12 protein-coding genes and 1 pseudogene are annotated in these 14,452 nt (G+C 72.7%); 4 read left to right on the top strand and 9 right to left on the bottom strand.

Annotated elements, in window-relative coordinates; translation table 11 throughout:
- Positions 1–31: 31 nt before the first annotated feature.
- Complete coding sequence (locus E1300_RS19815) at positions 32–1,306, bottom strand: MFS transporter (RefSeq protein ID WP_207399852.1); 1,275 nt, start codon at positions 1,304–1,306, stop codon at positions 32–34.
- A gap of 475 nt (positions 1,307–1,781) precedes the next feature.
- On the opposite strand from E1300_RS19815, the gene E1300_RS19810 reads away from it, so the two are divergent.
- Positions 1,782–2,762, top strand: coding sequence for a DUF5937 family protein (locus E1300_RS19810; RefSeq protein ID WP_131758514.1), 981 nt, complete (start codon positions 1,782–1,784; stop codon positions 2,760–2,762).
- Positions 2,763–3,548: 786 nt separating this feature from the next.
- On the opposite strand, the gene E1300_RS19805 is transcribed toward E1300_RS19810, so the two are convergent.
- The 7 genes from E1300_RS19805 to E1300_RS19775 form a co-directional block, all read right to left on the bottom strand.
- On the bottom strand, positions 3,549–4,694 hold the full coding sequence (locus E1300_RS19805; protein WP_131758513.1) for an ABC transporter ATP-binding protein: 1,146 nt from the start codon (positions 4,692–4,694) through the stop codon (positions 3,549–3,551).
- 14 nt (positions 4,695–4,708) lie between these two features.
- Positions 4,709–5,794 (bottom strand): ABC transporter ATP-binding protein, encoded by a 1,086-nt coding sequence (locus E1300_RS19800; protein ID WP_242619256.1) that lies wholly within the window; start codon positions 5,792–5,794, stop codon positions 4,709–4,711.
- Entirely contained in the window at positions 5,794–6,792 is a 999-nt protein-coding gene (locus E1300_RS19795) for an ABC transporter permease (RefSeq protein WP_165502914.1), read from the bottom strand. Before E1300_RS19795 ends, E1300_RS19800 begins: the two co-directional genes overlap by 1 nt.
- 89 nt (positions 6,793–6,881) lie before the next feature.
- Positions 6,882–8,639 (bottom strand): ABC transporter substrate-binding protein, encoded by a 1,758-nt coding sequence (locus E1300_RS19790; RefSeq protein ID WP_131758512.1) that lies wholly within the window; start codon positions 8,637–8,639, stop codon positions 6,882–6,884.
- 36 nt (positions 8,640–8,675) lie between these two features.
- Positions 8,676–9,680 carry an ABC transporter permease gene (locus E1300_RS19785; RefSeq protein ID WP_131758511.1) on the bottom strand — a complete coding sequence of 335 codons (1,005 nt, stop codon included), beginning with the start codon at positions 9,678–9,680 and terminating at the stop codon, positions 8,676–8,678.
- A gap of 706 nt (positions 9,681–10,386) precedes the next feature.
- Positions 10,387–10,809 (bottom strand): hypothetical protein, encoded by a 423-nt coding sequence (locus tag E1300_RS19780; protein WP_131758510.1) that lies wholly within the window; start codon positions 10,807–10,809, stop codon positions 10,387–10,389.
- A 180-nt stretch (positions 10,810–10,989) separates the two neighbouring features.
- Positions 10,990–11,646, bottom strand: a complete 657-nt coding sequence (locus E1300_RS19775) for an HAD family hydrolase (protein WP_370785037.1) — start codon at positions 11,644–11,646, stop codon at positions 10,990–10,992.
- A gap of 219 nt (positions 11,647–11,865) precedes the next feature.
- Here E1300_RS19775 and E1300_RS19770 point away from each other — a divergent pair, with 219 nt between their 5' ends.
- The 3 genes from E1300_RS19770 to E1300_RS19760 all read left to right on the top strand — a co-directional run bounded on the left by E1300_RS19770 (position 11,866) and on the right by E1300_RS19760 (position 14,087).
- Complete coding sequence (locus E1300_RS19770; RefSeq protein ID WP_131758509.1) at positions 11,866–12,324, top strand: universal stress protein; 459 nt, start codon at positions 11,866–11,868, stop codon at positions 12,322–12,324.
- 179 nt (positions 12,325–12,503) lie between these two features.
- Positions 12,504–13,346: a PAC2 family protein gene (locus E1300_RS19765; RefSeq protein ID WP_131758508.1), complete on the top strand. Its 843-nt coding sequence runs from the start codon at positions 12,504–12,506 to the stop codon at positions 13,344–13,346.
- A gap of 207 nt (positions 13,347–13,553) precedes the next feature.
- Entirely contained in the window at positions 13,554–14,087 is a 534-nt protein-coding gene (locus E1300_RS19760; protein ID WP_131758507.1) for a TrmH family RNA methyltransferase, read from the top strand.
- Between the two features lie 182 nt (positions 14,088–14,269).
- On the opposite strand, the pseudogene E1300_RS19755 reads toward E1300_RS19760, so the two are convergent.
- Positions 14,270–14,452, bottom strand: a pseudogene (locus E1300_RS19755) (cysteine--1-D-myo-inosityl 2-amino-2-deoxy-alpha-D-glucopyranoside ligase); the annotation flags it as partial.

Here is a 14,452-nt window from a genome sequence, read left to right as displayed (position 1 = left end):
ACCCTCCCCCTCAACTCGCTCAGCGACCCGCTCAGGACACCGACCGCTCCATCAGAACGCCACCGGCCCCTCCCCCAGCGGCGTCCCCGGACGGGCGGACACGGCGGGCACGACGCAGCGGACCCCGCAGGCACACCGCCGTCACCAGCGTCGCCGCGCCCGCGCACGCCACCGCCGCCCCCACCGGCATCACCTCCGCCAGCCCGCCGAGGACCAGCGGCCCCATCCCTTGCGACGTCATCAACCCCATCGACAGCAGCGCGAACGCCTGCCCCCGCCCCTCCTCCGGCAGCGCCTCCACGAACGGCCGCTGGATCCCCAGCTCGTAGGCGAACCCGCACCCGCACACCAGCAGCAGCACCGCCGCGCACACCGCCGGCAACGGCGCCGCGAACGGTACCAGCGGCAGCCCGAACACCGCCATCAGCGGCACCGTCAGCCGCTCCCGAGCCACCGGCCCCAGCAGCCGCGCGCCCGCGAAGTTCCCCAGCAGCATCCCCGCCGCCGAACACCCCAGCAGCAGCGCCGCCGTCCCCGCCCCGTACCCGCGGGCCCCCGCGTAAGGGACGAGCAGCCCCTCCGACCCCGCGACGAACGCCGGCGGCAGCCACTGCGCCAGCAGCAGCGCCCGCACCACCGGATCCGCCAGCAACCGCCGGTTCACCGCCCAGCTCTCCCCCACCACCGATCCGCGCCCCCCGGCCTGCCCGCCATCTCGACCGGCCCGGGGCGGGACCGGCAGGTCCGGGAGCCGCAGCCGCACCAGCAGCGCCGCCACCACGTGCGCGGCCGCCGCCGCCAGCAGCGCGTGCCGCGCACCGAGCGCCGCCACCGCGATCCCCCCGAACGCCAGCCCCACCAGCTGCGCCGCCGCCGACGCCATCCCCATCAGCGACCGGCCGAGCACGTACGCGTCACCCTCCAGCGCGTCGGCGACGAGCCGGTTCGACGCCCCCGCGAACACCGGCGTCGCGCACGCCACCACCGCCACCAGCACCAGCGCCGCCGCCACCGGCACCTCCAGCAGCCCCAGCACCGCCCCCGCTGCCGCCTCCAGCGCGTACGCGCCCCAGATCAGCGGACGCGGCCGCAACCGGTCCGCGAGCGACCCCAGCAGCGCCCCGCCCGCCATCTGCGGCAGGAACCCCATCCCGTACGCGGCCGCCGCCAGCAGCGGCGACCCCGTGCTCCCGTACACCAGCACCGACAGCGCCAGCATCCGCAGGGTGTCCGCCATGATCGCCAGCGTCCGCGTCCCGAACAGCACCCGGAACATCGGCTCCCGCAGCGCGTCCCGATACCCCACCCGACGCCCCGCCCCGCCCCCGCCCGCCCCCACGGAACCGGCCACCGCACCACCGGACGCGACACCGCCCCCGGACGCATCGCCGAACGCCGCACCACCCGACACCGCACCCCCGGACGGTGCGTCCCCGGACGCCGCACCACCCGACGCCGCACCACCCGACGCCGCATCCCCGGACGCCGCACCACCAGACGCCGCACCTCGGGACGCCGCATCCCCGGACGCTGCACCACCCGACACCGCACCGCCCGACGCCGAAGCATTGGGCACCGCAGCATCGGGCACCGCAGCGCCAGCCTCCGCAGCGCCAGCCTCCGCAGCGGCGCACGATGCCTGGGCGAAGGATGCCGGGGTCGTCGTCGCGGGGTCACGTTCTGGGACGTCGCTCGTCGGGGGGCCGCTCGTCATGCCGCTACCCTCGGGCGCCACGACCGGCCGCCGCCATCGTTACGTCCAGGGACGTAAGCTCGGTGCCGTGATCCGCTTCGAGGCGGGCGCGGAGGACCTGCTGCACAGCCGGTTCGCGCTGTCGCCGCTGTTCGAGCTGGACGGGCTGCTGCGCGCCCTCACCGGCCTCTCCGAACGCACCCTGCCCCGCGCGTGGGCCGCGCGGCTCGCACCGGAGCTGCGGCGGCTGCGCGCCGAGACCGCGCTGGACGCCGTCCTCGCCCTCCAGACGCCCCGGCACGGCGCCGGCTTCGTCGCGCCGCCGCCGCTGGGCCTCGCCCAGACCATCGGAGACGACCTCGCCGCCGTCCGCGCCACGCCCCACGACGTCGCCCGCCGCGAGATCGACTACGCGCTCGACGCCCGACCCGCCAGTCCCCGGACCCGCGCCGTCCTGGACCGGCCCGACATCGTCGAGGTCATCGCGGGCGCGCTCGACGCGGCCTGGCGGGCCCTGATCGCCCCCGGCTGGCCGCGGCTCCGCGCCATCTGCGAGCGGGACGTCCTGCACCGCGCCGCGCGGCTCACCGGCGGCGGCTGGAAGGCGGCCCTCGCCGACCTCCACCCCCGCGTCCGCTGGCGCGACGACGGCATCGACCTGCTCCACGACCACACGGAGGAGACCGTCCGGCTCGGCGGCCGCGGGCTCCTGCTCATCCCCTCGGTGTTCGTGTGGCCCGGCGTCGCCGCGCACACCAATGCGCCCTGGCCCGCCGCGCTCATCTACCCCGCCCGCGGCATCTCCGCACTGTGGGAGACCACGCCGGCCCCGCCGCCCGCCGCGCTCGCCGACCTTCTCGGCGGCACCCGCGCCCGCGTCCTGCTGGCCCTGGACGAGCCCGCCGGCACCACCCAGCTCGCCCGCGCCCTCAACGTCGCTCCCGGCGCCGTCGGCGACCACCTCGCCGTCCTGCGCCGCGCCGGGCTCCTCGACCGCGCCCGCACCGGCCGCGCCGTCCTCTACCGCCGCACCCCCCTCGGCGACGCCCTAACCCAGCCCCCGGACTGACTCCCCCGGGCCGTCCGCGGCACCCCCCCACCAGCCACCGCACCCCACCGCACCCCCAAAGCCATTGCGGCCGCCGAGGCCATCGCCACGGCGTGCCCTGCGGCCACCGCTAGAGCGCTCTCCCAGGACCAGCGCCCCGGCTTGCTCCCACGGCCATCGCCCCAGCGCACCCCCACTGCCACCGCCCGAATTCGCTCTTACGGCGACCGTCTCGGCCCGGCCCAGCGGCCACCAGCCCGGCCCCCCGGCCACCCCCGCCACAGCGCGCCGCCGAGACCACCGTCCCAGCCCGCCCCCAACGGCAACCGCCCGAGACCGCTCCTACTGCGACCGTCTCGGCCCGGCCTGGCGGCCACCGCCACAGCGCGCCGCCGGGACCACCGTCCCAGCGCACCCCCAACGGCAACCGCCCGAGACCGCTCCTGCGGCGACCGTCTCGGCCCACCCCGGGCGGCCACCACCCCGGCCCCTCGGCCACCCCGGCGGCCACCGCCACAGCGCGCCCCCGGGACCACCGTCCCAGCGCACCCCCAACGGCAACCGCCCGAGGCCGCTCCTGCGGCGACCGTCTCGGCCCACCCCGGGCGGCCACCACCCCGGCCCTCCGGCCACCACCGCGGCCACCGTCACAGTGCGCCGCCGGGATCGGTGCCCCGGCCCGGCCCCACCGTCTGCCCTCGGTCATTGCTTCGGCGCGTCCTGGGGGCCCGGCTCTGGGTGCGCGAAGACCCGGTTCCCTTGTTGGGGACCGGGTCTTCGTGTGGGAGGCGTGCCGGGGAACCGGGGTCAGGCCTCGGGGGCGGGGTCGTCCGCGGCGGTCGTGCCCGGTGCCGGTGCCACCGCGGCCTTCGCGACCTCGTCGGTCGCGCTCACCGTGGTGTTCTCCGGGAAGTGGCAGGCGGCCTCGTGGCCGGGGCTGAGCTCCACCAGCGGCGGCTCGACCTGCTTGCAGATGTCCTGCGCCTTCCAGCAGCGGGTGTGGAACCGGCAGGCGGGCGGCGGGTCGAGCGGGCTCGGCACGTCGCCCTGGAGCCGGATCCGCTTGCGCTCGCCGCGCTCGGCCGGGTCGGGGATCGGGACCGCCGACAGCAGCGCGTTGGTGTACGGGTGCATCGGCCGCTCGTACAGGTCGTTGCGGTCCGCGATCTCGACGATCTTGCCGAGGTACATGACCGCGACCCGGTCGGAGATGTGCCGGACCACCGACAGGTCGTGCGCGATCACCACGTAGGTGAGGTCGAGCTCGTCCTGGAGGTCCTCCAGCAGGTTCACCACCTGGGCCTGGACGGAGACGTCGAGGGCCGACACCGGCTCGTCCGCGACGATCAGCTTCGGCTTCAGGGCGAGGGTCCGGGCGATCCCGATGCGCTGCCGCTGCCCGCCGGAGAACTCGTGCGGGTAGCGGTTGTAGTGCTCGGGGTTCAGGCCGACGAGCTCCAGGATGTCCTGGACGGCCCTCTTCACGCCGTTCTCGGTCTTGATGTTCTGCAGCCGGAACGGCGCCCCGACGATCGCGCCGACCGTCTTGCGCGGGTTCAGCGACGAGTACGGGTCCTGGAAGATCATTTGGAGGTCGCGGCGGAGCGGGCGCAGCCGGCCCTGGGACATCGTGGTGATGTCCTCGCCCTCGAAGGTGATCTTCCCGAAGCTCGGGTCCAGCAGCCGCATGATCATGCGGCCGGTGGTGGACTTCCCGCAGCCGGACTCGCCGACCAGCCCGAGCGTCTCGCCCTTGCGGACCGAGAACGACACCCCGTCGACGGCCTTGACCGCCGCCACCTGCCGGCGCAGCAGGCCCGCGGTGACGGGGAAGTGCTTGCCGAGGCCGTCGACCTCCAGCAGCGGCTCGCCGTCCGCGATCGGACGGGCGTCGCCCGCGGAGTCGGCCGCGGGGACGGTGGTCCCCTCCGCCGTGGTCTTGTCAGTGCTCACAGTCTCGTTCCCCGTCACAGCTTCGGCCGGATCTCGGATTCCCAGATCTCCCGCTTCTTCTCCAGCGGGAGATGGCAGGCCACCTGGTGGCCCGGCTCGGCCTCCACCAGCTCGGGACGCTCGGTGGTGCTCTTGTCGCCGTTGAGGTCCCGGTAGGCGCACCGCGGGTTGAACGCGCAGCCCTGCGGCACGTTGATGAGGCTCGGCGGCGTCCCCTTGATCGGCATCAGCCGCTCGGAGCGCTCCCGGTCCAGCCGCGGCATCGACCCGAGCAGGCCCCAGGTGTAGGGGTGCAGCGGCCGGTGGAACGCGTCGTCGACGCTGGCGTACTCCGCGCACCGGCCCGCGTACATCACCAGGATGTCGTCGGACAGCTCGGCGACCACCCCGAGGTCGTGGGTGATCATGATGATGGCGGAGTTGAACTCCTCCTGGAGGTCCCGGATCAGGTCCAGGATCTGCGCCTGCACCGTCACGTCCAGGGCCGTGGTCGGCTCGTCGGCGATCAGCAGCTCCGGGTCGCAGGACAGCGCCATCGCGATCATCGCGCGCTGCCGCATGCCGCCGGAGAACTGGTGCGGGTAGTCGTCGACGCGGCGGTCGGGGCGGGGGATGCCGACCCGGCCGAGCATGTCGACCGCGTGCTTGCGCGCCACCGACTTCGACACGTCGTTGTGCACCCGGTAGGCCTCCACGATCTGGTGGCCGACCGTGTAGAAGGGGTGCATCGACGACAGCGGGTCCTGGAAGATCATCGCCATCTTGCGGCCGCGGAGCCGCCGGACGTCGTTCTGCGAGGCGCCGACGAGCTCGGTGCCGTCCAGCCAGATCTCGCCCGACACGTTCGCGTTGCGCTTGTTGTGCAGGCCGAGGATGCCGAGGCTCGTCACGCTCTTGCCCGACCCGGACTCGCCGACGATGCCGAGGGTGCGGCCGCGCTCCAGCTGGAACGACAGCCCGTCCACCGACTTCACCAGGCCGTCGTCGGTCGGAAAGTGGATCTTGAGGTCGCGGACCTCCAGGAACGCCGACGGGGCGCCGCGGGTCCCGCTCTGCTCGGCCGAGCCGTTCACCAGCTCCGCCGGGTCCTTGCGCGCCATCAGCTGTGCCTCACCCTCGGGTCGACCACGCCGTACAGGATGTCCACGACCAGGTTGGCGAGGACGATGAACAGCGCGGCCACCATCGTCGCGCCCAGCACGACCGGCAGGTCGCTCTGGTTCACCCCGTCCAGCGCGAGCTGGCCGAGCCCCGGGATCGAGAACGTCTTCTCCGTGATGATCGCGCCGCCGAGGAGCAGCCCGATGTCCAGGCCGAACACCGTCATGATCGGGGTGAGGGTGGCGCGCAGGCCGTGCTTGAACACCACCGTCTTCTCCGGCAGGCCCTTGGCGCGGGCCGTGCGGATGTAGTCCTCGTTCATCGTCTCCAGCATGCCCGCCCTAGTGAGCCGCGCGTACAGCGCGGCGTACAGGAACGCCAGGCAGATCCACGGCAGGATCAGGTTGAACGGGTTGTCGCTGAGGCCCTCGTAGTTGACCTCGGGCAGCAGGTTCCATCTGTGGACGACGAACGCCAGCGAGAGAAGGCCGGTGAAGAAGACCGGCAGCGACACGCCCGCGAGGGCGATGCCCATCGCGGCCCGGTCGAAGATCGTGCCTCTCCGCAGGGCCGACAGGACGCCGATGGAGACGCCGACGATCACCCACAGCACCGCCGCGCCGATCGCGATCATGAAGGTGATCGGGGCGCGGTCGACGATCTGGTCGGTGACCGACTGGTTCGTCCGGAACGAGTAGCCCAGGCACGGGGCCGGGCAGTGGATCTTCTCGGTCCCGGTGTCGTAGGTGTCGCCCACGACGATCGCCTTGAGGAACTTCCCGTACTGGACCGGCACCGGGTCGTCGAACCCGAACCGGTCCTTGATCGCGGCGAGGGTGGCCGCGTCCGGCTGCTTGCCGGCGAAGCGGCCCGCGATGTCGTCGCTGGTGACGCCCGCGGCCCGCGGCACGAGGAAGAAGATGGCGAACGTCACCGCGCTGATGATGAGGAGCAGCCCCACCGCGCCCAGCAGGCGGCGAACAATGAATGCGACCACAGTCTCCGGCCCGGACGGCCGCCGGGGGATCCCCCCGGCGACCGTCCTATGCCTTCACCTGCCTTCTCTCAGGTAGCTCGGAGCGACACTCAGCCGGTGACGCCGAGGTTGGCGTAGTCGTACATGCCGTAGCCCGCGTGGAAGTACACGTTCGTCAGGTTCGTCGGACGGTACAGCAGGGACTTGGCGTACACGTTCGGCAGGATGGCGGCCTGCTCGCGGATCTTCGCGTCGATCTCGTTGTAGACCTTCGCGCGGCCCGCCGGGTCCTGGATCGACACGACGTCGTTCCACATCTTGTTGATCGTCGGGTCGTCCAGCTCCTCCGGGTTGGCGTTGCCGGTGTCGACGATCGCCTTGCCGTCGGAGATGGGCTGGAGGTAGCCGTAGCCGGTGTTCCAGTCCGGCGCCCAGCCGTAGGTGCCGAGGCCGACCTTCTCCTTGGCGACGAACTTCGGCGCGCCGAGCTGCTCGTTGGTGTAGGTGCCCGACGGGTAGCCCTTGAGCTCCAGCTTGATGCCGACCTTGTCGAGGGACTGCTTGAGCGCCTCGGCGGTCGCCTTCTCCTTCGGCCGGTCACTCCGGAAGATCATGGTGGTGGAGAAGCCGTTGGGCTTGCCGCACTTGGCGAGCGCGGCCTTGGCCTGCGCCGGGTCGCCGGTGTAGTTCGGGTCCGCCTTGGTGTAGTAGTCGGTGCCCTGCTCCCGGCCCGCGACCGCCGGCGGCTGGATCGAGGTGGAGACCTGCCCGCCGACCTCGCCGCCGTACGCCCGGTACATCGCCGAGCGGTCCGCGGCGTACACGATCGCCTTGCGGCACTCGAGGTTCGGGATGTTCTTGGTGTTGATCGGCACGTACCAGTGGAAGCCGGCGAGCGGGTTGTCGGCGTTCGCCTTCAGCTTCGGGTTCGTGAGGATCTGCTGCCGGGCCGCGGCCTGGACGCCGGAGCCGGGCAGGTCGATCTGGACCGAGCCGTTCTGCAGCCGGCTGTCGATCTCCTCGGCCTTCAGGCCCGCCTGCACCTCGATCTTGTCGGGCAGCTGCTTGCGGTTCGGGTCGGTGGCCGGGTCCCAGTTGGTGTTGCGGACCCAGGTGCCGCCCTTCTTCGGCGTGTAGTCGCCCTGGAGCTTGTACGGGCCGGTCGAGATCGGGTGCATGCCGTAGCGGACGCCGGTGTCCTTGGCCTGCTGCACCGGGGCGGTCTGCCCGGAGAACCCGACGACCTGGTCGAACTCGCTGAAGGGGGCCTTCAGCTTGAACACGACGGTGTAGTCGTCCGGGGTCTCGACGGCCTTGAAGCTGTCGAGGTTCTTGTCCTTGAACGGGCCCTTGTAGCCGTCCGCGGCCAGCAGCTGCGGGAAGTACGACGGGCCGTTGTGCAGGACGCTGCGGTCGAAGGTGCGCGCGACCGCGTACTTGATGTCCTTGGCCTTGACCTCGGTGCCGTCCTCGTACTTGATGCCGCGCTTGAGCTTGTACGTCCAGGTCTTGCTGCCGTCGCTCGGCGTGCCCGGGGCCTCGGCGAGGTCGGGAACCATCTTCGAGCCCTCGGCGCCCGGCTTCGACGCGTAGGTCATCAGCGTCCGGGAGAAGATCCGGACGAAGTTGAGGCCGTAGGCGTAGTAGATGTTCGCCGGGTCGAGCGACTCGAAGTCGTCCGGCTGCGCCATCTTCAGGACGCCGCCCTTGTGGTCGGAGGCATTGACCACCGCGGTCGACCCGGCGTCGAACTTGCCGCTGCCGCCGCCGTTCCCGCCGTCGTCGTCACCGCCGCCGCAGGCGGACAGCCCCAGGCCCAGAACGACGATCCCCGCCGCCGCGCTGGTCACCACCTTGGGAGATTTCATCAGTTCCCTTTCGCTAATACCGGACGTTCGCCGGGGTCATCGGGCCCGTGGGTCCAGGGCGTCGCGCAGCCCGTCGCCGAACAGGTTGAAGGCCAGGACGGTGACGAAGATGGCGAGCCCGGGGACGATCACGAAGTGAGGGGCGACCGAGTAGAGCTCGGTGGCCTGCGACAGCATCCCGCCCCACGAGGGGTCGGGCGGGTTGATGCCGACACCGAGGAACGACAGCGCGGCCTCGAAGAGGATGTTGGTCGGGATCAGCAGGGTGGAGTACACCAGGATCGGCGCGACCAGGTTGGGCAGGATCTCCTTGAACAGGATGTAGGAGTTCCGCGCGCCCATGCTGCGCGCGGCGTCGACGAACTCGCGCTCGCGCAGCGACATGGTCTGCCCGCGGATGATCCGGCCGATGTAGGGCCAGTTGAAGAACCCGATGATGAAGACCAGGATCCCCATCCGCAGGTTGTTGCCCTCCAGCCCGAGGAGGCTGTTCGGGATCACGCCGACCAGCGAGATCGCGAACAGCACCAGCGGGAAGGCGAGGAAGACGTCCATCGTGCGGGCGATCAGCGTGTCGACCCAGCCGCCGAAGTAGCCGGCGACGATGCCCATCACCGTGCCGATGACGACGGAGACGAGCGTGGCGAGCACGCCGATCAGGAGCGAGACCCGCGCCCCGTACAGCACGCGGCTGAACAGGTCGCGGCCGTTGATGGGCTCGACGCCGAAGATGTGGTCGGAGCTCATCCCGCCCCACTTCTTGAGCGGGCCGCCGAGCGTGGCGTCCACCAGGTTCTGGTGGAACTCGTTGGGCGGGCTCCCGAACCATCCGGTCACGAGGCCGGTGACCCCGGGGAGCGACACGATGATCAGGAGCAGCACGAACGCGCCGCCGCTGAGAGCGACCTTGTCGCGCCTGAGCCGCATCCAGGCGATCTGGCCGAGGGAACGGCCCTGGATCGCCTTGCGATCGACGCCCGCGAGGACGGCGTCCGGCTGGGCCTCGGCCTCAGAACCGGACACCTCGATCGGTGCGGTCACGCTCCGTACCTCCTACCACCTCGGCCACACTGCCGCCGGCGCACGCCGGCCGGGCCGCGAAGATCGTCCGCTGCCCCCGTGCCCGTTACGCCGCGTTTGCTGAAGGGAAACGTAGTCCTTCGGGCACGACTGTCCATCCGTGAAGCGACCTTCGCCAGTACCCGTATCTGACTTGTGATCTCGTCGTCATCTGGGGCACACGTGTCCGCACACCACTTCGGACAAATCGCCCGAATAGTACGTTCAGCACCGGCCCGCACGGCAACCGAAACCCGGTCTAGACCGGCAAGCTTTACCGTTCTGAGTCCGTTCCGAGATCGATCGTCCGCAGGTCAGCCGCCGAGCGCGCAGAAACGGCGGGCCGGAACGCCCCCCGTCCGTGCGCGGGGACGCTCCGGTCCGCCGTCACAGGACCATCATGCGTCAACCGGTGCGGTGCTCCGTCCACCGGGGCCCCGGGCGCGCGAACCGTCACCGCCCGCCACACCCGTCACGCTACGAAGGGACGGGACGCCGCGCGGGCCCGTCCGAGCGCCGGGCCCCTCCGGTTGCGGAGAGTCAGGAACCACGGAGAGTCAACGGCCCCGGAGGCGCGGTCTCGTTCGCTCCCGCCGCCCCCGGGATGCATCACCGTCTAAGGGGCGCGTGCTTAAGGGGCGCGTGTCCCGGGGCCCGGCGACCCCGGGCGCTCCGGGCGCGGCTGTGGTCAGGAGATGCCGCGGTTGCGGAGGATCTGCTCGATCTCGGCCAGGTCCGGGTCGCCGGACGGCGACGCCCCGCCGACGGCGCCCTTCGGCTTCGCGGCACGCCGGGCTGCCTTCGGCTCGCCGCCGCCCTTCTCCGCGGACTTGCCCCCGCCACCGCCGCGGCGGCTCAGCGCTGCGCCCGAGGCCAGGTACAGGACCACCGCGAGGCCCGCCAGGGCGACGCCCGCCCACTTCTCCGGATCGAAGGCCAGGTCGACGAAGAACTCCGTCACGCCCGTCAACGCCGCCGCGAGCGGCACCAGCGACCACGCCACGGCCCGCGTCCCGGACGCCGCGCCGCGCCGCCGGTAGACCCCCCAGCTGATGACCAGCCCGGCCAGGGTCACCCCGAGGCTGATCGCGAAAATGGCTGCGTCGCTCATGCCGGCCCCTCAATCCGTGCGGTGATGCTCCCCCTCCATCGTCACACGTCCCGCGGCGGATGCCGCTCCTCCGAGGGGACGGTTTGCGGGCGGCGCGGCCTCCTCCTCCGGCGTGAACGATCCCCTAGGGACCACCCCGCGGGTATCAGGGCACGGCTACCGCGCCGGACGGACCGGAGCTCAATCCACCAGGGCCGACAGCCGCTCCAGGTTCAGCTCGCGCAGCGAGGCGACCACGGTCCGGCCCGGCGCGGGCGGGATCGGCAGGACGTTGGGCACGGCCACGGTCACGCACCCGGCCGCCTCGGCGGCGGCGACGCCGTTCGGGGAGTCCTCCAGCACCACGCAGCGGCCGGGGTCGGCGCCGAGCCGGGCGGCGGCCGTCAGGTACGGCTCGGGGTCGGGCTTGGTCCGCCCGACCTCGTCGCCGGCGACGCTCAGCACGAAGTGCTCGCGGCCGACCGCGTCCAGGACCGGTTCGATGAGGCGCCGGTGGCTGGAGGACACCAGCGCGGCCGGGACCCCGGCGCCGCGCAGCTCGGCGAGCAGTTCCTTGGCGCCCGGCATCAGCGGGACGAAGGCGCTGAGCCGCTCGTGCATGCCGTCCAGCATGCGCCGGCCCACCTCCTCCGGTGCGGCCGGCGACCCCGTCAGCTCCAGCATGTAGGCCACGGCGATGTCGAGGGACCCCCCGACGAGCCGCTCCTGGTGCTCGGGGCCCCAGGTGCCGCCGAGCCATGCCATGACCTCCGACTCGACTTCGAGCCACACGCGCTCGGAATCGATCAGCAGGCCGTCCATGTCGAACAGGACCGCCTGCGGCCCCCTGCGGGTCACAGTGCTCCTCACGTCTCGCGGTTCCCGGGAGTGCCTCCCGGTGGCCCCACCCTAGCCGCGCCGCCCCGGGACCACTCCGGCGTCCACATCGTGGAACACCTGGGACGGGAGGGCCCGAGGTCACGCGCGCGCAACTGGACAGGCTGTGCAAAGACACGGTGACGGATGGGACACCGGACCGATAACGTGCCACGAAACTACCAACCGGTAAGGAGCGGCATGAGCGCGTACCGCATCATCCTCGTCGGCACCGACGGCTCGGACTCCTCGTTCCGCGCGGTCGACCGGGCGGCGCAGCTGGCCGCCGCGACCGGCGCGACCCTCCTGCTCGCCTCCGCCTACAGCCCCATGCCCGAGCGCGAGCGCGCCAGCGCCGCCGACCGGCTCGGCGACCTGGCGTACAAGGTGCAGGGGTCCACGCCCGCCGACGACGCGCTGCGGGCGGCACGGGAGCGGGCGGTCGCGGCGGGCGCCAAGGACATCGACCAGGTCGCCGTCGAGGGCGACGCCGTCGACGTCATCAGCAGGATCGCCAAGGACCGCGGCGCGGAGCTCGTCGTGATCGGCAACCGGGGCCTCAACAGCCTCGCCGGCCGCATCCTCGGGTCCGTCCCGGCGAACCTGTCGCACCGCTCGCCCTGCGACGTCCTCATCGTCCACACCACCGACGGCAAGTGACCCGATCGTGACCACCGTTCCGCCGCGGGCGTACAGGGCCGGGGTCTGGCGGCGGAACGGTGGGGTAGGTCACTGTCAGGACGTAGGCTGACAGCCACCGATCATGACGGGGAACCCCGACCCCCGGGAATGACGGCCCCCGCGGTGACGCTGTACCCGACGTCGGAAGGAGGCAGCGCGTGGTCGAGCTCGAAAGCGTGCCGGAACTCGTCGATCCGGTGATCGTGGCGGCCTTTGAGGGGTGGAACGACGCCGGTGAGGCCGCGAGCGGGGTGATCCAGCACCTGGAGTCGACCTGGGAGGCCGTGCCCATCGCCGAACTCGATCCCGACGAGTACTACGACTTCCAGGTGACGCGGCCGATCGTCGAGATGGTCGACGGGGAGACCCGCGGCATCACCTGGCCAACGACCCGCATCTCCTGGGCGCGGCTCCCCAACGGCCGCGACGTCGTGCTGGTCCACGGCATCGAGCCGAACATGCGCTGGCGGTCGTTCTGCCGCGAGCTCGTCGGCCTCATGCTGGAGCTGGACGTCCGCAGCGTCGTGCTGCTGGGCGCGCTCCTCGCCGACGCCCCCCACACCCGCCCGGTGCCCGTCACCGGCGCCGCGTCCGAGGCGGGCCTGGTCAACACCCTCCACCTCGAACCGGCCCGCTACGAGGGCCCGACCGGCATCCTCGGCGTGCTGCAGGACGCCTGCGCCAAGGCCGACCTCGACACCGTGTCGCTGTGGGCGGCCGTCCCCCACTACGTCGCGCAGCCCCCGTCCCCCAAGGCGACGCTCGCGCTGCTGCGCCGCGTCGAGGACCTCCTGGACGTCACCGTCCCCCTCGGCGAGCTGCCCGAGGAGGCGCGGGCCTGGGAGAACGGCGTCAACGAGCTCGCCGAGGAGGACTCCGAGGTCGCCGAGTACGTGCGGACGCTGGAGGAGCAGAAGGACGCCACCGAGCTCCCCGAGGCGAGCGGCGACGCGATCGCCCGCGAGTTCGAGCGGTACCTGCGCCGCCGCGACCCCGGCTGATCCGCTTCCGGCTGATCCGCTTCCGGTCGATCCGCCCCGGCGGCCCGCCCGGCCGGGCCGCCGCCGCTGCCGCGCCGACGTGATCGGGCTACACTGATCGCGAAGTGTCCTCGGCGATGGCCCGCGCACGCCGCGAAGTGCGCGCGACATGAACCCACGGAACACCCTCGGGTCCCGACGCTGGGAGGGCGGCACCGCCCGCCGGCGGTGAGCCGCCGCACCGCGCCGCCCGCCATCCGGGTGAGGCGCCCGCGCGAGATCCGCGACCGCCGCCGCTCCCGCGCGCACTCCTGCTGGGACCACCTCGTCGCCGCGCCGCTGTGGCCGCTGCACGGCGCCAACCTCGGCACCCTCCTGCGCACCTGCGACGCCGTCGGCGCCTGCCTCGCCGTGCCCCGCTTCCCGTGGGTCCCCGAGGCCCTCGACCGCGGCAACACCCTGCGCCGCCCCGCGTGCGTCCACTGGGTCAACGACCCCCTGGCCTGGCTGGAGGCCCAGCGGAACGCCGGGTCCCGCGTCGTCGGCGTGGAGCTCGCGGACGAGGCCGTGCGGCTCGCCGACCTGCCCGCCGCCCGCGTCCGCACGGTCGCGGTCCTCGGCCACGAGCAGCACGGCATCCCTGCCGAGGCGCTCGACCTGCTCGACGGCGCCGTCGAGATCCCCATGGTCGGCCACGGCAGCAGCCTCAACGTCGCCGTCGCCGGGTCGCTCGTCCTCTACCGCCTCGCCGGACTGCTCTGACACCGCCTCGGCGAGCCCGCCCCCCGCTCGTCCCGGCAAGGCCGCCCCGCGCCCGTTCCGGCAAGCCAGCTCCGCGCCTGTTCCGGCGGTCGGCTCGCTTCCGTCCCGGCGGGGTGGGCTCGGCGGGTGGGTTCGGTCAGGCGGGTGGATCGGTCAGGGGCGTTGGCGTGTTTCGCGGCGGCTCACAGGGCGACGCCGAGGAGGGCGTCGGCGATCGCGCGGACCTGGGCCGGGGCGGTCTCGTCCGTCCCCTCGGCGGCGGCCCACGCGTCGATCGCGGCCAGCGCCGCCGGGGCGTCCAGGTCGTCGGCCAGGCGTTCGCGGACCTCGGCCGCGACCCGCGCCATCCGCGAGTAGCCGATGAT

The organism is Actinomadura fibrosa (assembly GCF_900659615.1).
Taxonomy (GTDB): domain Bacteria; phylum Actinomycetota; class Actinomycetes; order Streptosporangiales; family Streptosporangiaceae; genus Spirillospora; species Spirillospora fibrosa.
The sequence above is the reverse complement of the archived record's forward strand: the minus strand, read 5'-3'. Positions and strand labels throughout refer to the sequence as shown.

Coding starts and splice junctions, on each gene's coding strand:
- E1300_RS19800 (WP_242619256.1), bottom strand. CDS start 5,794: ATGGCGCGCAAGGACCCGGCGGAGCTGGTGAACGGCTCGGCCGAGCAG.
- E1300_RS19780 (WP_131758510.1), bottom strand. CDS start 10,809: ATGAGCGACGCAGCCATTTTCGCGATCAGCCTCGGGGTGACCCTGGCC.
- E1300_RS19770 (WP_131758509.1), top strand. CDS start 11,866: ATGAGCGCGTACCGCATCATCCTCGTCGGCACCGACGGCTCGGACTCC.
- E1300_RS19790 (WP_131758512.1), bottom strand. CDS start 8,639: ATGAAATCTCCCAAGGTGGTGACCAGCGCGGCGGCGGGGATCGTCGTT.